Raw genomic sequence first — 22,778 nt, forward strand, 5'->3', positions numbered from 1 at the left:
TTAAGCTTGTTCTACGTTGCTGGTTTGAGCGGCGGCATTGACTACCTTCGCTTCAAATTCGCCACGGAAATGTTTGAGTGCGCCCATAAGCGGTTCCATTGCACCTGGAGCGTGAGCACAGAAAGTCTTACCAATCCAAAGCTTACGAGTAAGTTCTTGTAAGTGATCGATATCTTCTTTCTTACCTGTACCATTTTCCAATGCTTTAAGCGCTTTAACCGCCCAAGGTAAACCATCACGGCAAGGCGTACAGAAGCCACATGATTCACGCGCAAAGAATTCTTCAAGGTTACGTGTTGCTGAAACCATACACTGAGTTTCATCAACCACCATCAGCAAACAGGTCCCTAAACGTGAACCTGCTTTCATGATGCTTTCTGCATCCATTGGCAAGTCGATATGCTCTGCTGCCAAGAAGTCAGTAGAAGCACCGCCCGGTAACCATGCTTTTAATTTAAGACCATCACGCATACCACCGGCATGATCTTCAATCACTTCACGCGCTGTTGTACCAAATGGTAATTCCCATAGACCCGGGAATTTCACCTTACCTGATGCACCATAAATTTTGGTGCCTGGATCTTTCGACTTACCCGCAGATAAGTTGATGTACCATTCAGGACCACGCAGCATGATTGCTGGTAAGTTGTTGTAGGTCTCTACGTTGTTGACAATCGTAGGACGACCCCAAGCACCTGCAACTTGCGGGAATGGCGGTTTGGTACGTGGATTGGCACGGCGACCTTCAAGCGAGTTAATCAATGCAGTTTCTTCACCGCAAATATAACGACCCGCACCGGTATGCACATGTAAATCAAAGTTCCAACCTGTTCCAAGGATATTGTCACCCAGGTAACCTTTGGCACGAACTTGCTCAAGCGCTTCGTTTAAATACTTCGCAGCTTCGATGTATTCACCACGGATGAAGATATAACCTTGAGTTGCTTCTAATGTATAAGCAGCAATCAACATCCCTTCGATCAATTGGTGTGGAAGATCTTCCATCAACAAACGGTCTTTAAAGGTACCCGGTTCCATTTCATCGGCATTACAGATCAGGTAACGTGGACCACCATCATTTGGCGCCATCAACGACCATTTAATCCCTGCCGGGAAACCTGCACCACCACGACCTTTTACAGTTGCAGCTTTAACAACGTCAAGCACTTCAGCCGGTTTCATGGCAATGGCTTTTTTAAAGCCTGCATAACCTTCAAGCGCTTCGTAATCATCAGCATTACGAACATTGGCTTGTTTGCTTAAACGCCAAGTGAGTGGATGAGTTTCCGGGTTACCGTCACCGTAAATTGGTTTTGGTTCAGTATTCATAGATACTTCTCCAATAACTGTTTAACCGAAGTCACTTCAACCAATCCGTGAGTGTCTTCATCAATCATTAAGGTTGGACCTTTGTCACAGTTACCTAAGCAGCAAATCGGCAGCAAGGTAAAACGACCATCAGCGGTGGTTTGACCAAACTGAATACCGAGTTCACGCTGGAACGCTTCAGCCAAAGTTTCTGCACCCATCAGGAAGCAAGCAATCGAGTCACATAACAAAATTACGTGACGACCAACAGGTTGGCGATAGATACGGTTATAGAACGTCGCAACGCCTTCTAAATCCGCAACACTCATAGAGAGCATTTGTGCAATCGCATTCATTTGCGCATCATCCACCCAACCATTACGGCGTTGAACGCATTTCAATGCATCCAAACATGCCGCACGCGGGTACGGATAATGTTCAATGTGATGTTCGATATCGTGGATTTCTTCCGAAGTTAAAATCCCTTCAACATTCACACGTGGCTTTTTATCAGTCAAAATCATCATAATGCGTTTACCCCTTAGCGATCCACGTCAGCCATTACGACGTCAATTGTCGCTAAATAAATGATTAAGTCAGATACAAGACTGCCGTTAATCACAGAAGGCATTTGCTGTAAATGGGTGAAAGTTGGTGTACGAATACGGGTACGATAACTCATGGTCGACTTGTCTGAAGTCAAGTAGTAGTTACTTGCACCTTTCACCACTTCTGCCATTACAGATGCTTCACCTGCAGGCATTACAGGCCCCCATGACACGCTCAAGAAGTGCGTAATCAAGGTTTCAATATCTTGTAATGTCTTGTCTTTTGGCGGTGGAACAGCCAATGGATGATCCGCTTTATATGGACCAGAAGGCATGTTATCTAAACATTGCTGGATGATTTTGAGCGATTCTTCAATTTCACGGAAGTGAACAAGAACACGCGCATAAGCATCGCCTTCATACTCTAAAGGCACGTCGAAGTCGTAGTTTTCATAACCGCTATAAGGACGGTATTTACGAACGTCGAAATCAATACCCGTAGCACGTAGACCAGTACCGGTTACACCCCAAGCCAATGCAGATTTTGCATCGTATTGCGCAACATTACGAGTACGACCAATAAATACAGAGTTTTTCAGCGCAGCAGTGTAGTACTCTTTCAAACGGCTTGGCATCCATTCGAGAATTTCACGAATAAGTTTTTGCCAGTTGTTTGGAAGGTCGTGCGCTGTACCACCGATACGGAACCATGCCGGATGCATACGGTAACCCGTGATCGCTTCAATTGCGTCATAGATTTTTTGACGATCGGCGAACATATAGAATACAGGCGTCATACCGCCGGCATCTTGAATCGCAGTACCGATATACAACAAGTGGTTATTAATACGGAACAATTCAGACATCATGACACGGATACATTGCGCACGGTCAGGAACAGTGATTCCTGCCATTTGCTCTACGCCAAGAACGTAAGGCATGTTTTGCGCACAACCACCCAAGTAGTCAACACGGTCGGTATACGGAATGAATGAATGCCAGGTTTGACGTTCAGCCATCTTTTCCACACCACGGTGGTGATAACCGATGTCAGGCACACAGTCTTTCACTTCTTCGCCATCTAACTGCAAAATGACACGGAATGCACCGTGCGCAGATGGATGGTTCGGACCCAAGTTCAGGAACATGAAATCTTCATCGGCATTACCGCGTTTTAGACCCCAGTCTTCAGGAACAAAGCGCAAGTGTTCTTGCTCGAAATCCTGTTTTGCCTGGTTCTGCATATACGGGGTATATTCAGTGGCACGTGCAGAATATTCTTTACGAAGTGGGTGACCTTCCCAATAGGTTGGCAACAAGATACGACGGAGCATTGGATGCCCTTCGAAGTTAATGCCGAACATATCGTATGCTTCACGTTCGTACCAGTTGGCATTTGGCCAAATGTTGGTTGCTGTTGGAAGATTTACATCATTCTCATTCAACGCAACTTTAATACGAATATCACTGTTACGCTCTAGCGATAACAAATGATAGAACACGGTGAAATCAGACGCAGGTAAACCGTCGCGGTGCGTACGTAAACGCTCATCTACCGCTGACAAGTCGAACAACATCACGTATGGACGTGACACTGTACGCAAGAACATTAAAACGTCTTGTACACGTGCGCGCTCAACCCAGACCGTTGGAAAATCTTCAAAGGTCGCTTGCACGTAGAAGTTCTCACCAAACTTGGTTTTGAGCTCTTCTACAATTGCAAATGCTGGGCGTGAATCAACTGGAGTTGATTCTGGCATAGCAATGTCAGTTTCAGCCATTGGCTTGGCTTCCTATTTAATACAAATTCAAGTCAACTTTAACGACAATTACACCCAGACCGGGTGCATCAATATTTCATCGTTAAAATTATTTAATTTCATCCATAGAGCGTAAGTTTTTCACTGCAATACGTTCAGCATTCTTACGGTCACGTTCTGGCTGCATCTTTGGCTTATATACTGGCTGAAGATCATCACCAATTACCGCTGAAAGTGGACGGCGCTCTAATTGAATTTGGTCTTGTAACAACATTAATGCTTGCAACAATGCTTCAGGGCGTGGTGGGCAACCTGGGATGTACACATCGACAGGAATGATTTTATCCACACCTTGTACAACTGAATAAATGTCATACATGCCGCCAGAGTTTGCACAAGCACCCATTGAAATCACCCATTTAGGCTCTAACATTTGCTCGTATAAACGCTGAATTACAGGGGCCATCTTCACGAAGCAAGTCCCTGCAACAATCATTAAATCCGCCTGACGCGGTGAAGCACGAATAACTTCGGCACCGAAACGTGACATATCATGCACACCGGTTAAGGTAGTTGCATATTCTACGTAACAGCATGATGTACCAAAGTTAAAAGGCCATACAGAGTTTTTACGGCCCCAGTTTACAGCTGTGTGCATCACGTCCTCTAAACGAGTCATGAATACATTCTTATTCACTTCTTCTTCAAGCGGATCCGTAACGATCTGACGCTCCTGAAGTGGATATTGATCAGCATCCGGATTCGCACGGGTTAATGTATATTTCATCCCGAGTTACTCCTTAATAGATGATGTAGCCGGTGTTTTTGCTTTCACACGACCAGAAGATTGAGCTGGAATTTGACCTGTAGGGTCCATGACCAACTCTTCGATGGAGTTAAAGCGAGTAATGTCTGCAAGGTTCATATTTGCTGAACCTATTTTCGGTTGCATAGCTGCTGATTTGCGGCGGTCCGTTGGCGCCCAGTTTAATGCACCTACAGAAATGGCATAAACCAAAGCAATCAATAAATCGACCACAAAAATAACAACAGTTGTAAACCCGAACCAACCTACCTCACGAACTGATGTAGCCCATGCGTAGAGATAAAGTGCTTCTAAGTCAAATACTACAAAGAAAATCGCCACCAAGTAGAACTTAGCAGACAAGCGGATGCGTGCTCCACCAGCACCTACCACACCTGACTCAAATTGCTCTTGCTTCGCACGGCCCCATGACTTACCCCCAAGGAGTAAAGGAACTGTGAGCATAAAGACGCAAAGAAATGTAACGCCGATCACGAAGGCAATAATTGCCCAATCGTATGGAGTAATGGCACTCATGCGGGGATAACTCCTGGCAGGCCTAATTTATTAACAAAGAATGTATGTATTGGCCTTCAAATACACCAAACACAAAATTAATCCCGCCAATTGTACCTGATTTATGATTTCACTTGCTAGCTTATAAGCCTTAGTCTTTAGGATGATTTTTTAATCATTTTGCCTTTTTTTCAAAGCTTAAGCCCTATTGTTTATCTAGCAATCGCTTTATTAAATCAAAAAAAGAAAAATGATTATTTTTTTCAAATTCATGAAATCCAGGTTTATATTTCCTAGAAAAATCCAAATTATAGTGTCATCTGCTTATTCAAGCACATCTTCAATCAGCGCAAAACGATCAAATTTTGGCCCAATGTTTTTCTGGCTCCCATTCTCAAATCCAAATCATTGTTGTTTTATCTCTCCCCATAAAAATCAACACTTTTAGCAATGCGATGATAAATATGAGAACTCTTCTTAGTGTGTGATTTTTTTAAAGCACTACCACCTATATAAAGCAATAAACCCGACTTCGTAGTACATATTTTGTGTGTTTTTTTGCAACTCTAATGCATCTCATGATGATCTCCCCCCCTATTTATGCTATTCCTATCTCTATTCGTAGAACAAAGAATAAGGAGCAAACACATGGGCTTAGCATACAAACACGAATCTGAGTATTTTTTCTTTGCACAGCTCTTAGTACATCATGTGCAAGGGTATATTGAAAAACATCCGGATGCCCAGGATGCTATTTTCGACCTTCGTGATATTTATGAACTTTTTCGCCAAGACTTTGCTTCTGCAACCACAAATCTGGATGCTATTTTAAATATCGCAGACCAATATAAAGTTGAAACACTGAACGGCGATCAAAAGCTGATTAGTCATTACGCCATCGATCCTAAAAATAATTCTTTGCTGCTAGATTTCAATACTGAGGCTCTAGAAAGCCTGAGACAAGGCAAACCCATTATCGAACCCGATGCCACTCTTCACGAATAGACCATAAAAAAAGCACCGAATCTGGTGCTTTTTTTATTATCTTGCTTAAAACTCTATGCTGTCTTTAGTCATACCGGTTTTTTTGCCAGATTTATTAAATCTTTGTACAGGCCATGTCATGATAAAACGCGCCCCACCCAAAATCGGGCTTTTATCGACATGAATATTACCGCCAAACCAGTACGCAATACGACTCACAATAGACAAACCTAAACCATAGCCACCAGAAGCACGGGTACGACTGTCATCTAAACGTGCAAAAGCTTCAAAGATGCGCTTCCGCTCTTCTTCGGGTACACCTGCACCATCATCTTCAACCTGCACATAAGCCAGACCTTCGTCATTGATCCCTCCGCTTACAATCACTTTATGATCACAATATCGAACCGCATTGCCCACCAAATTCTGTACTACACGGTGTAAATAACGACGTTCAGCATCCACCACAATGGTAAGAGGCAGTGCTTGAAGCTCGATTTCTTTTTGTGTTTTTAGTGCCTCAGTTTCAACAACAACTTGATCTAACACGTCAAACAAAACAATTTTTTCAAAGTCTAAAGAAGGTGTACCTTGCTCGAGTTTGGCATAGGTCATGATTTCATCAATCAAGGTATTCAGCGCTTCAATATCCTTATCAATCTGCTCAACCTGTTGCAAGCGATACTCATAGTCATCTTCTTCTGCCAGCATTTCCATACCAAAACGGATCCGTGCCACAGGTGTACGTAATTCATGCGAAACCGCACGCATCAATTCGCGTTGAGCTTCAATCAAGCGCTGAATGTGATCCGACATACTGTTGTAATTGGTCGCCAAACTTGCCATTTCATCGGTCCCATCGACCGGCAAACGTAAAGTCATATCCCCGGACTTCATACGATGCAAGGCATAATTCACTTCACGTAAACGACGCTGCATTGGCACAAGCAAGCCATATACACCCAGACTTAACACAAATAAGCTGAGTAAGGTAATCCCGGCTGCAAGCTGGAAAGGCATCCAGTTAAATAGCGGTACAGGACCGAGCACCAACACCTCAGAAGGCGAACTTGGCATAGGGGAAACAATAGAAATTGTGGTCCCACGAACCGATGCACTGTCACGGTATAAAATAATACTGTGATCTAATCGAAGTCGACCAATCTGTTCCGAATCAAGTGGAAGGTTTTGAATTTTTTCAATTTGAATAGGATAAGCAAAATTCGATTGAATTTTTGCAAGATATTCTTTTTCTTGTCCCGGGTAATACACCAGATAATCCAGAATAAAAATCGGCAACGCTTTCATTTGGCGTTCGCCAATTTTATCTACTTTTATATAAAGCAAATGTTTTGGATCATCTTTCAGGCCAATAATCACGTAAGCAATCGAGTTTTGTGCATCATAACGAACCGCAGCTTTACGCTCGTTAATTCGTCTTTGCTCGGTACGCGATAAATCAACTTTATTTGCATCTACATAATAAATGGGCAATTCCAGCAAATCCGAAGCATCAGAAATCCAGTCTTTTTTCTGTTGCTCATTCGGCTGCCGTGCGATGCCCTCACTAATGATATAAGACACACCATCGGTTAAAGATTCACGATATTCTTGCGCACGCTGGTAATTAATAATCTGTACCAACAGGTAGCCAAATACTGCTACCAAGGCGACTAAAATTACTAACCCCGCATAAATACGCAAGAATATACTGTGTTTAAACAAGAGGATGTCCTATAAAAATTAGGTACAAATATTAAAGACCGTTGGTTTCTTTAACGAATAAATAACCTTTACTACGTACTGTTTTAATACGTTTTGGATTTTCTGGATCATCACCAATTTTTGGACGAATACGTGAAATGCGCACATCAATTGAACGGTCTTGACCATCGTATTCAATACCGCGTAGACGCTCAAAAATATCTTCACGAGATAGAATGCGACCCGCGTTTGAAGCCAATAACCACAACAGGTCATATTCAGCACTGGTGAAGTCAACCAACTCACCATTCAAAGTCACCGAACGGCCACCATTATCGATCACAAGGTCATCAAATTCGATGCGTTGTGCAACTTCATCTTCAGGTGCCTTGTCGGTACGACGCAGCAATGCACGAATACGCGCTAAAAGAACACGTGGCTGAACAGGTTTAGCCACATAGTCGTCCGCACCCATTTCCAATCCTAAAACCTGGTCCATATCTTCGGTACGTGCAGTCAGCATCAAAATCGGTTGATGATAATGTGGACGGACTTCACGACAAATGGTTAAACCATCTGCACCTGGCAACATCACATCCAGTACCACTAGATCTGGTTGTTCCGCAATGATACGACGGATTGCGCGATTACCGTCAGGTTCTACCCCAACTTCTAATCCATTACGAATCAGGTATTCTTGAGTCAAACGTGCAAGACGTTCATCGTCTTCAACAATTAAAATTTTAGGTAACTTTTCTTCTTGGCTCATAAAATGCCCCTTTATATGGATTAAGGTATCCTTAAAAATCCGACGGATACGCTTTAATATATTCAGCAATATACACACGTTTACATTGTAAACAAGATAGCATTCACCAAACTGATACATCAAAGTAGTTTTTTGTTATATTTTTATTAAGTGTTGAATTAATTGATATTTTCAAATTTAATGCCCATTTAAGCCATTTTACCGATACATCTTGTTACAAAATGTTGATTTTATATACATTTTGCCATTTTGTTCAGAATATGAGTAATTAATCGCACTCTTTTAACTTATCCACAATGTTATCTATAAGTACTTAATCCGAGCTTTGTTATGCTAGACCCCTGTCTAATCAGGCTTATACAAGAAACATAAAAATAGAGATTTTTTTGCAATGAGATATTGCGGATAAATAGAAAAATTTTTACTAAAATGTCAATATTGATCTAAGCTCATTTTTCCCGTATCTTGTGTTCAATTCGATTTTAAACCACTAGTTCTTGTGTTTAATCCTCAAACACTGAGATGAGATTTCGTCCAGTTCAAATGGTCCACACACATAACAATAGATGACAATGGAGCTATGCCCACATGAGCGTAATCACTTCAATTCCTGGTCAACTTCAGGTGATTAAACGCACCGGTGATGTTGCTACTTTTGATGCAGAGAAAATTTCTGTCGCGATAGGTAAAGCTTTCTTGGCCGTAGAAGGTCAACAAAGCGCTGATTCAAGCCGTATTCATGACCGTATAGAACAACTGACTGAAATGGTGATGAATACTTTTAACCGTCGTTTACCGTCAGGTGGCACGATTCACATTGAAGAAATTCAAGACCAAGTTGAACTTGCGCTTATGCGTACCGGTGAACAGAAAGTTGCGCGTGCGTATGTCATCTACCGCGAACAACGCTCTGATGCACGTAAACAAACTGGCGCACACCATCATCCTACTTTGCAAATCACGGCTGCAAATGGTCAGCTTCAACCGCTTGACTTGGGCGCGCTAAAAGCACATGTAGAAAAAGCAGCTGAAGGTCTGGAAGGGATTGATGTTCAAGCGATCGTCGATGAAACCATCAAGAACTTATATAACGGCGTAAAAGAGTCTGACATCTCAACAACAATGATGATGGCGACCCGTACCCGTATCGAACAAGAACCTAACTATACTTATGTGACTGCACGTTTACTTCGTGACAATTTAGTTGCTACAGGTTTGGAGTTCCTGGGTCTGTCTACAGACACCAATGAGGGTGATGCTTTAGAAACCTTCTTAAAGAAAGGGATCGAGCTTGATCTTTTATCTCCAGAACTGCTTAACTTCGACCTTGCGAAATTGGCAGCAGCGATTCAACCAGAACGCTCAAACCAGTTCACCTACTTAGGTCTGCAAACTTTATTTGACCGTTACTTCATCCATTCAAATGGCATCCGTTTTGAATTACCGCAATTGTTCTTCATGCGCGTATCCATGGGTCTGTCGTTAAATGAAGAAAACCGTGAAGATCGTGCCATCGAATTCTACAACTTGTTGTCTAGCTTCGATTACATGGCTTCAACACCTACCCTATTTAACTCGGGTACTTTACGTCCACAGTTATCTAGCTGTTACTTAACTACGATTGGTGATGACCTGTATAACATTTATGGCGCAATGCGTGATAACGCAATGTTGTCTAAATGGGCAGGCGGTTTAGGCAATGACTGGACTCCAGTTCGTGCCTTGAACTCATACATCAAAGGGACAAACGGTAAGTCTCAAGGTGTGGTACCGTTCCTTAAAGTAGCCAACGATACAGCTGTTGCGGTAAACCAAGGCGGTAAGCGTAAAGGTGCAGTTTGTGCATACCTTGAAACCTGGCACCTGGACATCGAAGAATTCCTAGAGCTTCGTAAAAATACCGGTGATGACCGTCGCCGTACCCACGACATGAATACTGCAAACTGGGTTCCAGACTTGTTCATGCAACGTGTATTTGAAGATGCTGACTGGACCCTGTTCACACCTTCTGAAACGCCTGATCTTCATGATTTAATGGGTGCAGAATTCGCTGAACGTTATGCTTACTACGAAAGCATTGCCAAAGAAACAAACATGTTGCACAAAGTTATTCGTGCAAAAGATTTGTGGCGCAAAATGCTGTCGATGTTGTTTGAAACTGGCCACCCTTGGATCACATTCAAAGACGTATGCAACTTGCGTTCACCTCAACAACACGTGGGCGTAGTGCATTCATCTAACTTGTGTACAGAAATTACTTTGAACACCAATGAAGATGAAATTGCAGTATGTAACCTAGGTTCAATCAACCTTGTACAACACGTTCAAGGCGGTGTGTTAGATCGCGAAAAATTGGCGCGTACAGTAAAAACTGCTGTTCGTATGCTCGACAACGTGATTGACATCAACTACTACGCTGTACCACAAGCACGTACTTCAAACATGAAGCATCGTCCAGTGGGTATGGGCATCATGGGCTTCCAGGATGCTTTATATGAAATGAACTTGGCGTATGGTTCTGAAGCGGCTGTTGATTTTGCCGATGAATCTATGGAAGTGATTAGCTACTATGCGATTTCAACTTCAAGTGATTTGGCTGTTGAACGTGGGACTTATGAAACATTTAAAGGTTCATTGTGGGATCAAGGGATCTTGCCAATCGACTCTTTAGATATCGTTGCAAAATCACGCCCAGAACGCATGTTCGAAGTGGATCGTACCACTCGTCTGGATTGGGATACTTTACGTAGCAAAGTTCAAAAAGACGGTATGCGTAACTCGAACGTTATGGCAATTGCTCCGACTGCAACTATTTCGAACATTTGTGGTGTTTCTCAGTCAATCGAACCGACTTTCCAAAACCTTTATGTGAAATCTAACCTTTCTGGTGAATTCACAGTGATCAACCCGTACTTAGTACGTGCGTTAAAAGATCGCGGTCTTTGGGATTCAGTGATGGTGAACGACCTTAAACATTTTGAAGGTTCTGTTCAGAAGATTTCACGTATTCCTGAAGAGCTTAAAGCCATCTTCGCGACTGCGTTTGAAGTTGAACCACGCTGGATTGTAGATGCTGCATCACGCCGTCAAAAATGGATCGATCAAGCACAGTCTCTTAACCTTTACATCTCTGGTGCAAACGGTAAGAAACTGGACATGACTTACAAAATGGCTTGGTTACGTGGTCTTAAAACCACTTATTACCTTCGTGCATTGGGTGCGACTTCTGCTGAGAAATCGACCATTAACACGGGTGCATTGAACGCAGTAAAATCAAACATGGGCGCTGCTGTTGTAACTAGCGCACCTGTAGTTGAAGAAGTGAAAAAACCTGAAGCAGTAGCTGAAGATGATTTTGCTCAAGCAGCTCCAGTGCCATTGGCATGTTCAATTGACAATCCTGATTGTGAGGCTTGTCAATAAGCTTGCATGACCTCCCCTAACCCCTCCTAAAAGGAGGGGGATTCCTCGAAGCAAATGGCGGGATGCAAGTCCCCCTTTGCAAAATGGGGATTTAGGGGGATTCCAAAATTTAGGCAATAAAAAAGCCCTATAGCGTCCGTCAAAACTAACTAAAGGGCTTTTCAATCTCGAAGTGATACCAAAATGGTCACGACGAGGCTGGCATTAGCAAATGCGAGATGAATTGTAGCACTGAATTCTTTCTCGAGCCAGTATGAGTCATTTTGATTTGATATGGAGATAACTCTATGGCTACTAAAAAAGTTTCCCGTGATGCTGGTACTGGTCGCTTTGTTACTGAAAAGTATGCACAAAAGCATCCTAAAACGACAGTGACTGAAACCGTTAAACCTACAAAATCATCTAAAAAATGATTTTGTGAATGTAAATCTTAGTTTCGGCTAGGATTTACATTTTAAATAATTATAGGAAAAGACCATGCTCCATATGACTCACAACTACATGTTAGGACTTGTTGCACTGGTCGTTTCCTTTGTTCTGACTTTTTATGTCCCGATTGGCTATTTCTGGCTCAAGGCACATAAAGCGAGCAAGCAAAATAAGTCGTGAGGATATCTGTCCTATCGAACAAGATTAGAACAGTGATCGGCAAAACTTAATTTTGCTTACACAATTTAAGCGTATAGTAGACATCTTCGTTTGTGAGATGTCAGATAACAGATATAAGCATCGAAGAGAGAATTGATATGTCTATCCTAAGTTGGGACGATTTCGAAGATGATTCACAGAAACCGGCTGCACCTGAACACAAGTCTGCGCCCGTCGAGCCGCAAAAAGCGACTCATACACAAGTGGTATCTGATGCACAACCATCAGCGCCGGATTTGGGTGCTGCACAACCCGCTAGAACCAGTCAAGGTCGAACAAAACATTCAGCCGATTCATTGGCAAGAGCATCTGCTGCCTTAGAAACACTTGATGTTGCGCCAGGCTTGGAAGAGCTTGAAATGGGCGCACAGCGCGTACAAGTTGACGATAAAGCCATGATCAACTGTCGTGCTGACTTGAACCAGCTTGTTCCATTCAAATACGAATGGGCTTGGCAAAAATATCTAGACGGTTGTGCCAACCACTGGATGCCGCAAGAAGTGAACATGAACCATGACATCGCACTTTGGAAGTCTGAAAACGGCTTAACCGAAGATGAGCGAACTATTGTTATGCGTTCACTTGGTTTCTTCTCGACTGCCGATTCATTGGTTGCAAACAATTTGGTATTGGCGATTTACCGTCATATTACCAACCCTGAATGCCGTCAGTACATTTTGCGTCAAGCATTTGAAGAAGCAATTCATACACATGCTTACCAATACTGTATCGAATCTTTGGGTATGGATGAAGGCGAAGTCTTCAACATGTACCGTGAAGTACCGTCAGTAGCGCGTAAAGCGGCTTGGGGCTTGAAATATACCCAATCTTTAAGTGATCCTACTTTCAAAACGGGTACACCTGAAAACGACCAAATCTTGCTTCGCAACTTGATCGCGTTCTACTGTGTACTTGAAGGCATCTTCTTCTACTGTGGTTTCAGCCAAATCCTGTCTATGGGTCGCCGTAACAAGATGAATGGTGTTGCTGAGCAATTCCAGTACATCCTGCGTGATGAATCTATGCACTTGAACTTTGGTATCGACATGATTAACCAAATCAAGAATGAAAACCCGGGTCTTTGGACAGCTGAATTCCAAGAAGAAATCATTCAAATGATTCTTGAAGGTACGATGCTTGAAATTGAATACGCACGTGACACGATGCCACGCGGTGTACTCGGCATGAATGCTGCAATGATGGAAGAATACTTGAAGTTCATTGCAAACCGTCGTTTAGCGCAACTTGGCTTGCCTGAACAATTCGCTGGTGTGAACAACCCATTCCAGTGGATGTCAGAAATGATGGACTTGCGTAAAGAGAAAAACTTCTTTGAAACTCGCGTAACAGACTACCAAACTGGTGGCGCGTTAAGCTGGTAATTTAAAGATGTAAAAATCCCGCTCATGTAGCGGGATTTTTTATCAGAAGATAAAATTCATATAAAAAACAATAGAAATACAGCAACTTAAGAATAAATAATTAGTTTAAATTTCAAACTGTTCTGCTATTATGAAAGTGAATAACAACACTAAATTTACAACTTAATACCCATAAAATCACAGAGGCTAAAATGAAAGGAAGTATTTTGGATTTTTCAATCCAGACCAACACAGGCATTATCAGTGGCGATGACCAAAACCGCTACAATTTTACCGGCGCAGAATGGCGTGGACAACGTCCACCTGCTCGTGGCGATCGGGTGGATTTTGATGTCGATAATGCTGGCAGTGCCATTCAAATCTTTACAGCATTAGGTCACAGCAATCCAGTGCAAAATATTTCCAATCAATTAGACAAACTTTCTGATCAGAATAAAGCTGAAGAACAATTCAACATGATTGATTGGTTTGTAAAATGCCTAAAAAACTATGTCGTATTTGAGGGACGTGCACGCCGTAAAGAATTCTGGTTCTTTTATTTAGCATGCATTATTTTAGGTGTTATTACTCAAATTATAGATGCCGTACTCGATACTGAACCATTATTTAACGGTGTTCTTAACCTCGCATTATTAATACCGACTTTAGCAGCAGGTGCTCGTCGTTTACATGACACAAATCGATCAGGTTGGTGGCAACTTCTTATTCTGACTATTATTGGAATTATCCCACTGATTATCTGGTGGGCTTCAGACACCAAGCGAGAAAACAACCAATGGGGACAACCTGCTAAATAAAGCAGACAAAAAAAAGGGCTTATGCCCTTTTTTTATTTCTTTAATCAACCATACTTACGAGCAAAATCCTCATCCGATGTACACAAATAAATAATGAACTCGATGAAAGCGACCAAAGCAGGAATAAAGGTCCAGCAGAAAATCAGATAAACAATTCCCCAGCCGATTTGCCCCAAATAAAATTTATGAATACCGAAGCCGCCGAGGAAAAAAGCCAAGATTGCTGCAATAATCCTGTTTTTATCGCCCACTTGAGTTGGAAATACTAAAGCTGAACTGAGGATATAAATATCATTGGCCTGACCTGTTCCATCGACGGTAAAATCAACTTTCTGCCCCCGTGCAGGTGGAACTTGCCCACGCCAACTCGCTCCAGAAAACTGATAACGGTTTTGATCATCACCACTGATCACTCCCGAATTGCTCTGAATGGAAAAATCCAATATCTGCCCTTTCATAAATACCCTTAGTTTTATTTATATTCGCTTTTAAATTATAGGTTTAATTATTTAATTTTAAAACAAATATCAACAATCCAATGGATTCGAACAAGACTCAATATGCCAGTACTTATAAACGCTCCTGAACTATTTTATAAGATAGTCCAACTAAACAACTTCATTATAAAAGCACTTCAAACAAAAACCCGGACTTTTCAATCCGGGTTTTTAATGAATAATTTAATCTGAGGCGCTATATATTTATCGCAACTCGATTTGATTGATTTTTTCCAAACCCTGTACAGCAGCAGAAAAATCCAGTTGACGCGCGGATTCTTTTTCAATTAAAGCAAATTGCTCCTGAATCAAATGCATACTTGGAAGATTCAACGATTCCTCCTGAATCAAATCGACTGCAATACCAATATCTTTTTGCAATAGATCTAGCGCAAAGGTTTTATCAAAACTTCGACTGAGTACCCGCTGCGCCATAATATTTTCAGACATGCTGCTTTTACCACTAGAATGATTAATACAGCTCAAAGCCGCCGATAAATCCACACCCTTAGATTTCAATACCGTTAGACCTTCTGCCAAAGCTCACAAATGGGTGGCCATCAAGGTATTATTAATCGCTTTCACCGCAAAGCCAGAACCACTTTCGCCGACATATTCAATGAGACCTGAAAATGCAGCAATGATCGGTTTGGCTTTATCAAAAGCATCTGCATCGCCACCAATCATTACGGTTAAAGTACCTTTTTCAGCGCCGATGGTTTGACCTGAAACCGGTGCATCCAGATATTCAACCCCTATTTTTTTTAAGGCTTGATTTAACTGTTGTGCGGATTGTGGAACACCACTGGTGCAATCAATCCAGATACTGCCTGACTTGGGTGGATGTGTTGCAATCAATTGCTCTACATCCGCACTGGTCGGTAAACATGAAAATATATAATCTGCTTGTACGGCCTTTTCTATATCATCGACAGATTGCGTTTTAAAGCTAATCGAATGATGATCTGCTTTAGACTGAGTTCTGTTCCAGACCCAAACTTCATGTCCAAGTTTAGGAAGATGGGAGGCCATATGCCATCCCATTGTCCCGAGTCCAATAAATGCAATTGTCTGACTCAAAATGAACTCCTATGGATTAGCTACAGGGGTAGCCGAGGTTTCTGTATTTTCACTGCTGGAACTGGTTTTTTCTTCACCACGATTCAAAAATAGGTTCAGCACAATCGCCGCTAGAGTTGCGGTTCCAATACCGCCTAAATCGAAGATCCCAATTTTTAAACTGAAGTTACCTGCACCCATAATCAGGCTGACAGCAGCAATAATTAAAGTGCTGTTTTTAGTGAAATCGACTTTGTTATCAATCCAGATTTTTGCACCGGCTACAGTGATTAAACCAAACACCATGATCGATGCACCGCCCAATAAAGCCACTGGAATGGTACTGATCACGGCACCAAATTTTGGTGAAAGACCGAGTAAAATCGCAAATACTCCGGCAATTACAAACACCGTAGTTGAATAGACTTTAGTGACTGCCATTACGCCAATATTTTCAGCATAAGTGGTCATCCCTGTACCACCGACCGATGCAGACATTGAAGTACATATCCCATCTGCAAAGAATGCACGCCCCATATATGGATCAAGATTTTTGCCAGTCATGCCCGAAACTGCCTTAAAGTGACCCAAGTTTTCTGCCACCAAAATCAGCGCAACCGGTGCAATCAATAAAATGGCATTAGCATTAAAAACAGGGCTATGCAAAGTCGGTAAACCAATCCAGGCTGCTTCAGAAATGACGCTAAAATTAATGGGTGTACCCAAACCCATGACATTGGTCATCAGGAAATAAAAAAAATAGGCAGCAACAATACCGAGTAAAAGCAATAAACGGCGCACCATTCCACGGGTAAACACGGCCACTACGCTAATACAGATAATGGTAACGACCGCCATCCACGTATCGAATGAACTTGCAGACACACTTTTAATGGTCACGGGTGCAAGATTCAACCCGATAATCATCACAATGGCACCCGTAACAATCGGTGGCATCAGCTTTTCAATCCAGCTGGTACCGGTTTTCATGACAATCAAACCAATACCCGCATAAATCAGACCACAAACAATGGTTCCGCCTAGCGCCAAGGCAATATTGGGGTTAGACCCTGCACCGGCATAACCGGTTGCTGCAGCAACTGCACCAATAAAAGCAAAGCTCGATCCCAGATAACTCGGCATGCGGCCGCCGGTAATCAGGAAAAATAAAATGGTCCCAATCCCGGTAATTAAAATGGTTAAGTTCGGATCGAAACCCATCAACAAAGGTGCAAGCACCGTCGCCCCAAACATGGCAAAAGCATGTTGCAAGCCTAAAACTATACTTTTCCCCGCAGGTAAATATTCATCCATTTGGACTGGTGTTGTATCTAAATTGCCTTGGTAAGGCTTAAATTTCGGAAACCACGATTCTTTTTTTTGCATGGGTTTCCCCTCCCCCTAAATTAGGAATATTGGATTAGTTCATGGGTTTCGGCTCACAATAAGCACGGTTGAAATACATCAATGCATTCTTAGCTTCATTTTGTCTCATGGCTTTGACCTGACAAATCAGTATATCGTGACTGCCGACCGACATGATTTGCACTATTTCACAATCAAACGACACCAATGCATCATCTAAAACGGGTGCTTGTGTGATCAGTGTTGACCATTTTCCACGCAAGAATCGTTCCGACATTGGCGTTTTCCCACCAAAAACATTTGATAATTCAGTGTGATGTGCAGCAAGAGTATTTACACATAGTACCTGGTTACATTTAAAGGTTTCAAATACCGATGCCGAACGGTTTAAACACACCAGCAAGGTTGGCGGTGAATCGGTAACACTACATACAGCGGAAGCGGTAAAACCTGCCTGACCCGCTGCACCATCTGTGGTAATCACATTGACGGCTGCACCTAAATTGGACATCCCTTGTCTAAAAGTAGACGGGGCAATTTCTGTATGTGCTTCATTAGCAGTCATTTGGAAATTTTGTGCATGCTGTAGTAAATCTTTTGCAGATTGAACTGTCATGATTTTGCTGTTCATCACCACCTCCATCACTGAAATTCGACTCTTGATCGTTCAAACTGAATTTCAGTTTTGTCCTTTATTGATATATGGTTAGATCTGTTTTTCTTGAAAATTTTCTTCATTTAAACATGGGCAATAGATGCAATTTCAACTAAAGCATCCGGTTTCACCAAGCCGGTTTGTACGCAATAGCGTGCCGGTTTATCGCCCGGGAAATACTCGGCATAGACAGTATTGATCGCAGCATAATCGGCCCAGTCTTTGACAAAGACATGATTAAAGGTCACGTCATCCATGCTGCCGCCTGCTGTTTCAATCACTTTTTTAATGGTTTCCAGAATGTGACGGGTTTGCGCAGCCGCATCCCCGACATGCACGACATTGTTATTTTCGTCAAAAGCCAAAGTACCTGAAACGTACACAATATTGTCCGCTTTGGTTGCAGGTACGTACGGTGCCAATGGTTTTCCTGTTCCTGCGGGTAAAATAATTTCTTTAGGCATGTGTTTTCCCCTATAAAGGCTTAAGCTGATTTTTCTAAGATGTGTGATTTGGAGTGAAATGTTTCGATAAAGTTCTGCGTATCAGATACCCAGCCAAAGAAGGTTTTAATGTTGTACAGACTGGCTGCATGCGCCTCCACCGGTCCTGCCTGATAACAGGCGTCATCCAGTGCTACGCCAAAATATTCCAGGAAAAATCCATCTCTTAAGGTCGACTCGACACAGACATTGGTGGCTATACCAACAAACACCAGATTCCGAATACCTTTGCTACGTAGCATGCTATCTAAAGCCGTATTAAAGAAACCGCTATAACGTGGTTTTTCAATCACGATGTCTTGCACTAAAGGTTTGAGTTCGTCAATCAGTTCAAAGTCCCAGCCGCCTTTAGCGAGTAATTTGCCTTGCAGTTCAGGATGCTTACGCATGGTTTTTAAGGCATTGGATTTATGGAAATTGGGAGAATTAACTCCCCCTGCTTCTACATACTGATCATCCCAGCCATTTTTAAAATAGATCACCTGAATGTTTGATGCATGCGCGGCATCGACTGCTTTTTTGATGTTCTCCACCACCGGTTTAGTTTTTGAAACATCAAAACCCGCCAAGTCTAAATAACCACCTTTAGAGGTATAGGCATTCTGCATGTCGATTACAATCAGTGCAGTTTGCTCGGGCGCAAGCTGAATTGCTTCAGGTTCTGCCTTTAGAACTTTTCCAGTACCTGCTGTCTGGGTAAAACCTGCACAAACTACATTCTCCAAGGATTCATTTGTATTCATGCTGATTTCTCCAAAGTTGAGATTTGAGTTGCATCAGCTTCAATGACAATATGCTCACGACATTTCATTAACGGTTGAATTTTTTGACCGAAATCCTCTACACCCTGAATAAAATCATCGAAAGTTAAAAGAATGCCTTCAGTTCCGTCGATTTCACCAATTTCATCCAGCATTTTTGCAACATTTTCAAAAGAACCGACAATGGTCCCCATGTTGATATTGACTGGAGATACACTGGATGCCATTTGACGAATGTTGGTATCGGCACCAGATTTGGTATCTTTACTACCCTGGTTCATCAACCAGTTAATCGCTTCAACATCTGCCCCATCGTTATAGCTTTGCCATTTTGCAAAAGCTTCTTCATCAGTTTCTGCAGCAATCACCATAAACAGCACATAGGTTTGAACATCGCGTCCGGTTTTATCGGTATGTGCCTTTAAGCGATCATTGATGTCTGCATAAGCCTTCGGAGTATTTAAGCCTTTACCAAAAACAAAGTTGTAATCTGCATATTTGGCCGAGAACTCCAGCCCTGTATCGGATTGTCCTGCGCAGATGATTTTCATGTCTGCTTGTGGTAACGGACTGACCCGACAATCATCCATTTGGAAATGCTCACCTTTAAAGTCCGATTTTCCGGTTGCCCAAAGCTCACGTAAAATTTCGACATATTCAGACAAATAGTCATAACGTTTCGCGAAGTATTCATCGCCCGGCCACATACCCATCTGCTTATATTCAGGAGCTTGCCAGCCAGTCACCACATTCAGACCGAAACGTCCATTTGAAATGGAGTCAATGGTGGATGCCATACGGGCCACAATCGCAGGCGGCATCACCAAAGTTGCCGCAGTGGCATAAATTTTAATTTTACTGGTGACCGCAGCAAGACCTGCCATTAAAGTAAATGTTTCAAGGTTATGATCCCAAAATTCAGTTTTTCCACCAAAACCACGCAACTTGATCATCGAAAGTGCAAAGTCAAATCCATAATATTCTGCACGCTGTACAATTTGCTTGTTCATTTCAAAACTTGGTTTATATTGCGGTGCATTTTCAGACAGCAACCAGCCATTATTTCCGATTGGACAAAAGACGCCTATTTTCATTTTCAATCCCTCTTTTTACCATTTGGTTATAAGTTCGCTTCAATCAATCAACTTGAATTTTTATAAGAAATATTTAGCATATTCTATGCCAATTTTTTTAATCATTATTTATCAAATATTTATAATTTATTTATTTTATCAAATAGTAAAATTAAATTTTAAAGCAGTGCACCGTTATAGTTGTTTTGGCTCCAAAAAAATGCATTATTTGATAAAAAATCACACACTCATTTTTTAGCAATACTGGACTTTTTTAGGTAAAAATCAATAAAAAAACCGTGATCTTAAAATCACGGTTTAGTAAAAAATTTACCGGTTATTGCTATAAATAGGCCTGCTTAATTCGACAGTGAAGCTACTTTTAAAAAATGCTTTTGAAAAAATTGCAGCATGGTTTTATTGAGCACTTCAGGCTCTGTGACTGTGGAAGCATGTGCACCTGAAGCCAAAATGCTCAGTTGTCCATGACCAAGTCGCTGCTTTAAATTACTCGACTTGTGTACAGGAACCAAAAAATCATCCTGATTGGCAATGAAATGTAGCTGGCTGTACTCTAATGCCTGCCTATGCTGATCATTGATTTTAAATTGCTGTGCTGCCTGAATTCGCTTGAGTACATTTTCTGAAGGTGGAAAATCCTCGAGTTGAATATTTTCTAAAGTTGTTAAATGTTGATGATGTGTTGAAATCCATGCCGGTGGATATAGAAATAGTCCCTGTGCTCGGACATACGCTTCGGCACCTGCTGACTTTAATAAATGAAGCCGAGCTTCAAAGCATTTTTGGGTATGCGGATCGATTTCATCCCAGGAATTGATAGAGGTTAAACTCAATAAGCGCATTTCCGATGACATTACTACCGCTAATTCAGCTCCAATAAATCCGCCAATTGCATGTCCCATAAAATGAAAGCACTGAATTTTTTCCCGTTTTAGAATGTCCAGCAACTGTGCTGCCATATCGGTAATTGTATACTGATCTGGCAAAATGGAGGAATCGGCATGACAGCCTTCCTGATCATACGTTAAAACATGAAAATATTGAGTGAATGCTTCAATTTGAGGTTTCCAGAAACTGGCATGTCCGCCCAGACCGGATGACAAAATTATAAAATCTGCTGCTGAATTTTCTTTACAAGGATGAATTTGATAGCTCATTTTTTACCGTTCATTCAAATATTTTGAATAACAACCAGCAAAATTTGTGCCTGAAAATTTTCATAAATTTAGTCTAAGTAGCGATATAACCCATCAAATTCATATTGCCCTTAAATATAGAGATTGAAATATCATAGAAAACCGTAAAGAGTAGCTATTTAAACAATCAATAACAGCATTTACCTTCCTATTCAAATCTATAACAAAATAGATAAATCCTTATAAACTCAAAAACTTAAAATAGATAGAGTGTTAAAAGAAAACAGGATGCTAAAAAAGCATTAAAAAATTCAAATATTATTAATAACCGGAGGCAAATTCATAACTCTCCTTGGTAATACCTGTCCCACCATGGAACAGCCATGGCGATAAAAATAGCATTCATGCCCTATCTATACTTTTCTTGAAAGGTGATGATTCATGGACATAGCAACTGAATATCCACTATTTCAATGTCGTTATCTGCCCCGCTATTTAATCGGGCTGATCTTTATTCCTGCCATATTTATTGTTTTAGCGCAGCACTCACTCAGTACCTTCTCTCGAGTTCAAGATTTCAGTAGCCTGAGTCAGTATTTATTGCATCAATCTATGTCGGGCTGGTTAATGGTCATGTTCATCGTGATGCTGGCATTTATGGCTTTAAACATTAGATTTGTAGTCACCAGTCAAACCATTTCTATACAGAGTTTTGGAATAAAGCTCAGGAATCTGGTGCAGCGCGATAGGCTGTTAAAGACCCAGCTGTACTGCTCTCATCTCTTAAAATATCGTGCCATTAAGCTACCCAAAACACAAATCTTAAGCCAGGAGCAAAAATGGAAAACGAGTAGTATCGGCTTTATTTTAAAACCGGAGTTTCGCAAACAATATAAAATGGCACATATTGATCTGAATATGTTTAATAAAGATAACCGCAGACAGCTGATTAAGGCTTTGGTGCAACACTATTATTTAGACCCTAAAAATTTTTTAGATAGAAAACAACTTGCCAGACTTAAACTACAACACAAACTTCGATAAAAAAGGCGCTCAAAGCGCCT

21 protein-coding genes and 1 pseudogene are annotated in these 22,778 nt (G+C 41.6%); 7 read left to right on the forward strand and 15 right to left on the reverse strand.

The genetic code is table 11. The features are described from left to right. The 5 genes from nuoF to ndhC form a co-directional block, all read right to left on the reverse strand. Positions 1-1,329 carry an NADH-quinone oxidoreductase subunit NuoF gene (gene nuoF / locus E0409_RS07650; protein ID WP_131289385.1) on the reverse strand — a complete coding sequence of 443 codons (1,329 nt, stop codon included), beginning with the start codon at positions 1,327-1,329 and terminating at the stop codon, positions 1-3. Next, the gene (nuoE, locus tag E0409_RS07655) at positions 1,326-1,835 is read right to left on the reverse strand and encodes an NADH-quinone oxidoreductase subunit NuoE (RefSeq protein WP_131289388.1); all 510 of its coding nucleotides are present in this window, start codon (positions 1,833-1,835) and stop codon (positions 1,326-1,328) included. Before nuoE ends, nuoF begins: the two co-directional genes overlap by 4 nt. 14 nt (positions 1,836-1,849) lie before the next feature. Beyond that, a complete protein-coding gene (gene nuoC / locus E0409_RS07660) occupies positions 1,850-3,637 on the reverse strand; it encodes an NADH-quinone oxidoreductase subunit C/D (protein ID WP_131289390.1) in 1,788 nt (595 codons plus the stop codon). Between the two features lie 88 nt (positions 3,638-3,725). Next, a complete protein-coding gene (locus tag E0409_RS07665; protein ID WP_086199188.1) occupies positions 3,726-4,403 on the reverse strand; it encodes a NuoB/complex I 20 kDa subunit family protein in 678 nt (225 codons plus the stop codon). A gap of 6 nt (positions 4,404-4,409) precedes the next feature. Next, complete coding sequence (gene ndhC, locus E0409_RS07670; protein WP_131289392.1) at positions 4,410-4,958, reverse strand: NADH-quinone oxidoreductase subunit A; 549 nt, start codon at positions 4,956-4,958, stop codon at positions 4,410-4,412. Between the two features lie 627 nt (positions 4,959-5,585). Here ndhC and E0409_RS07675 point away from each other — a divergent pair. Continuing rightward, complete coding sequence (locus E0409_RS07675) at positions 5,586-5,942, forward strand: hypothetical protein (RefSeq protein ID WP_131289394.1); 357 nt, start codon at positions 5,586-5,588, stop codon at positions 5,940-5,942. 45 nt (positions 5,943-5,987) lie between these two features. Here the strand turns inward: E0409_RS07675 and bfmS are convergent, their stop codons facing one another. Then, positions 5,988-7,646, reverse strand: coding sequence for a sensor histidine kinase BfmS (bfmS, locus tag E0409_RS07680; RefSeq protein WP_131289396.1), 1,659 nt, complete (start codon positions 7,644-7,646; stop codon positions 5,988-5,990). A 31-nt stretch (positions 7,647-7,677) separates the two neighbouring features. Next, positions 7,678-8,394, reverse strand: coding sequence for a response regulator transcription factor BfmR (gene bfmR / locus E0409_RS07685; protein ID WP_067726452.1), 717 nt, complete (start codon positions 8,392-8,394; stop codon positions 7,678-7,680). A 588-nt stretch (positions 8,395-8,982) separates the two neighbouring features. On the opposite strand from bfmR, the gene E0409_RS07690 reads away from it, so the two are divergent. From E0409_RS07690 to E0409_RS07700, 5 genes are all read left to right on the forward strand, one after another. Beyond that, complete coding sequence (locus E0409_RS07690; RefSeq protein WP_131289398.1) at positions 8,983-11,817, forward strand: ribonucleoside-diphosphate reductase subunit alpha; 2,835 nt, start codon at positions 8,983-8,985, stop codon at positions 11,815-11,817. A 287-nt stretch (positions 11,818-12,104) separates the two neighbouring features. Then, positions 12,105-12,230, forward strand: coding sequence for a hypothetical protein (locus E0409_RS16905; protein ID WP_284702734.1), 126 nt, complete (start codon positions 12,105-12,107; stop codon positions 12,228-12,230). A gap of 64 nt (positions 12,231-12,294) precedes the next feature. Continuing rightward, complete coding sequence (locus E0409_RS16910) at positions 12,295-12,426, forward strand: hypothetical protein (protein ID WP_284729605.1); 132 nt, start codon at positions 12,295-12,297, stop codon at positions 12,424-12,426. A 137-nt stretch (positions 12,427-12,563) separates the two neighbouring features. Continuing rightward, complete coding sequence (locus E0409_RS07695; protein WP_131289399.1) at positions 12,564-13,847, forward strand: ribonucleotide-diphosphate reductase subunit beta; 1,284 nt, start codon at positions 12,564-12,566, stop codon at positions 13,845-13,847. A gap of 191 nt (positions 13,848-14,038) precedes the next feature. Further along, positions 14,039-14,644: a DUF805 domain-containing protein gene (locus E0409_RS07700; RefSeq protein WP_131289401.1), complete on the forward strand. Its 606-nt coding sequence runs from the start codon at positions 14,039-14,041 to the stop codon at positions 14,642-14,644. 44 nt (positions 14,645-14,688) lie between these two features. On the opposite strand, the gene E0409_RS07705 is transcribed toward E0409_RS07700, so the two are convergent. From E0409_RS07705 to rutD, 8 genes and pseudogenes are all read right to left on the reverse strand, one after another. Continuing rightward, on the reverse strand, positions 14,689-15,102 hold the full coding sequence (locus tag E0409_RS07705) for a TM2 domain-containing protein (RefSeq protein ID WP_131289402.1): 414 nt from the start codon (positions 15,100-15,102) through the stop codon (positions 14,689-14,691). 243 nt (positions 15,103-15,345) lie between these two features. Further along, positions 15,346-16,221: pseudogene (locus E0409_RS07710) on the reverse strand (NAD(P)-dependent oxidoreductase). 9 nt (positions 16,222-16,230) lie between these two features. Then, positions 16,231-17,586 carry a pyrimidine utilization transport protein G gene (gene rutG / locus E0409_RS07715; RefSeq protein WP_131289404.1) on the reverse strand — a complete coding sequence of 452 codons (1,356 nt, stop codon included), beginning with the start codon at positions 17,584-17,586 and terminating at the stop codon, positions 16,231-16,233. 34 nt (positions 17,587-17,620) lie between these two features. After that, positions 17,621-18,130: an NADH-dependent FMN reductase RutF gene (rutF, locus tag E0409_RS07720; RefSeq protein WP_502699804.1), complete on the reverse strand. Its 510-nt coding sequence runs from the start codon at positions 18,128-18,130 to the stop codon at positions 17,621-17,623. A 173-nt stretch (positions 18,131-18,303) separates the two neighbouring features. Then, positions 18,304-18,684 (reverse strand): pyrimidine utilization protein C, encoded by a 381-nt coding sequence (rutC, locus tag E0409_RS07725; protein ID WP_131289406.1) that lies wholly within the window; start codon positions 18,682-18,684, stop codon positions 18,304-18,306. 20 nt (positions 18,685-18,704) lie between these two features. After that, the gene (rutB, locus tag E0409_RS07730; protein WP_131289408.1) at positions 18,705-19,466 is read right to left on the reverse strand and encodes a pyrimidine utilization protein B; all 762 of its coding nucleotides are present in this window, start codon (positions 19,464-19,466) and stop codon (positions 18,705-18,707) included. Continuing rightward, positions 19,463-20,578 carry a pyrimidine utilization protein A gene (gene rutA / locus E0409_RS07735; protein ID WP_131289410.1) on the reverse strand — a complete coding sequence of 372 codons (1,116 nt, stop codon included), beginning with the start codon at positions 20,576-20,578 and terminating at the stop codon, positions 19,463-19,465. Before rutA ends, rutB begins: the two co-directional genes overlap by 4 nt. A 338-nt stretch (positions 20,579-20,916) precedes the next feature. Continuing rightward, positions 20,917-21,735: a pyrimidine utilization protein D gene (gene rutD, locus E0409_RS07740; protein ID WP_131289412.1), complete on the reverse strand. Its 819-nt coding sequence runs from the start codon at positions 21,733-21,735 to the stop codon at positions 20,917-20,919. Between the two features lie 420 nt (positions 21,736-22,155). Here rutD and E0409_RS07745 point away from each other — a divergent pair, with 420 nt between their 5' ends. After that, complete coding sequence (locus E0409_RS07745; protein ID WP_131289414.1) at positions 22,156-22,758, forward strand: hypothetical protein; 603 nt, start codon at positions 22,156-22,158, stop codon at positions 22,756-22,758. Positions 22,759-22,778 lie beyond the last annotated feature (20 nt).

Source organism: Acinetobacter sp. ANC 4862 (assembly GCF_004336635.1).
Taxonomy (GTDB): Bacteria; Pseudomonadota; Gammaproteobacteria; order Pseudomonadales; family Moraxellaceae; genus Acinetobacter.

What these genes read in the sequence shown, in the direction of transcription:
- rutA (WP_131289410.1), bottom strand. Translation starts at nt 20,578, where the DNA reads ATGAAAATAGGCGTCTTTTGTCCAATCGGAAATAATGGCTGGTTGCTG.
- E0409_RS07700 (WP_131289401.1), top strand. Translation starts at nt 14,039, where the DNA reads ATGAAAGGAAGTATTTTGGATTTTTCAATCCAGACCAACACAGGCATT.
- nuoF (WP_131289385.1), bottom strand. Translation starts at nt 1,329, where the DNA reads ATGAATACTGAACCAAAACCAATTTACGGTGACGGTAACCCGGAAACT.
- rutB (WP_131289408.1), bottom strand. Translation starts at nt 19,466, where the DNA reads ATGAATACAAATGAATCCTTGGAGAATGTAGTTTGTGCAGGTTTTACC.
- rutD (WP_131289412.1), bottom strand. Translation starts at nt 21,735, where the DNA reads ATGAGCTATCAAATTCATCCTTGTAAAGAAAATTCAGCAGCAGATTTT.
- ndhC (WP_131289392.1), bottom strand. Translation starts at nt 4,958, where the DNA reads ATGAGTGCCATTACTCCATACGATTGGGCAATTATTGCCTTCGTGATC.
- E0409_RS07695 (WP_131289399.1), top strand. Translation starts at nt 12,564, where the DNA reads ATGTCTATCCTAAGTTGGGACGATTTCGAAGATGATTCACAGAAACCG.
- E0409_RS16905 (WP_284702734.1), top strand. Translation starts at nt 12,105, where the DNA reads ATGGCTACTAAAAAAGTTTCCCGTGATGCTGGTACTGGTCGCTTTGTT.
- nuoC (WP_131289390.1), bottom strand. Translation starts at nt 3,637, where the DNA reads ATGGCTGAAACTGACATTGCTATGCCAGAATCAACTCCAGTTGATTCA.
- E0409_RS07745 (WP_131289414.1), top strand. Translation starts at nt 22,156, where the DNA reads ATGGACATAGCAACTGAATATCCACTATTTCAATGTCGTTATCTGCCC.
- E0409_RS07675 (WP_131289394.1), top strand. Translation starts at nt 5,586, where the DNA reads ATGGGCTTAGCATACAAACACGAATCTGAGTATTTTTTCTTTGCACAG.
- bfmR (WP_067726452.1), bottom strand. Translation starts at nt 8,394, where the DNA reads ATGAGCCAAGAAGAAAAGTTACCTAAAATTTTAATTGTTGAAGACGAT.
- rutF (WP_502699804.1), bottom strand. Translation starts at nt 18,130, where the DNA reads ATGACTGCTAATGAAGCACATACAGAAATTGCCCCGTCTACTTTTAGA.
- E0409_RS07690 (WP_131289398.1), top strand. Translation starts at nt 8,983, where the DNA reads ATGAGCGTAATCACTTCAATTCCTGGTCAACTTCAGGTGATTAAACGC.
- rutC (WP_131289406.1), bottom strand. Translation starts at nt 18,684, where the DNA reads ATGCCTAAAGAAATTATTTTACCCGCAGGAACAGGAAAACCATTGGCA.
- E0409_RS07665 (WP_086199188.1), bottom strand. Translation starts at nt 4,403, where the DNA reads ATGAAATATACATTAACCCGTGCGAATCCGGATGCTGATCAATATCCA.
- rutG (WP_131289404.1), bottom strand. Translation starts at nt 17,586, where the DNA reads ATGCAAAAAAAAGAATCGTGGTTTCCGAAATTTAAGCCTTACCAAGGC.
- nuoE (WP_131289388.1), bottom strand. Translation starts at nt 1,835, where the DNA reads ATGATGATTTTGACTGATAAAAAGCCACGTGTGAATGTTGAAGGGATT.
- E0409_RS16910 (WP_284729605.1), top strand. Translation starts at nt 12,295, where the DNA reads ATGCTCCATATGACTCACAACTACATGTTAGGACTTGTTGCACTGGTC.
- E0409_RS07705 (WP_131289402.1), bottom strand. Translation starts at nt 15,102, where the DNA reads ATGAAAGGGCAGATATTGGATTTTTCCATTCAGAGCAATTCGGGAGTG.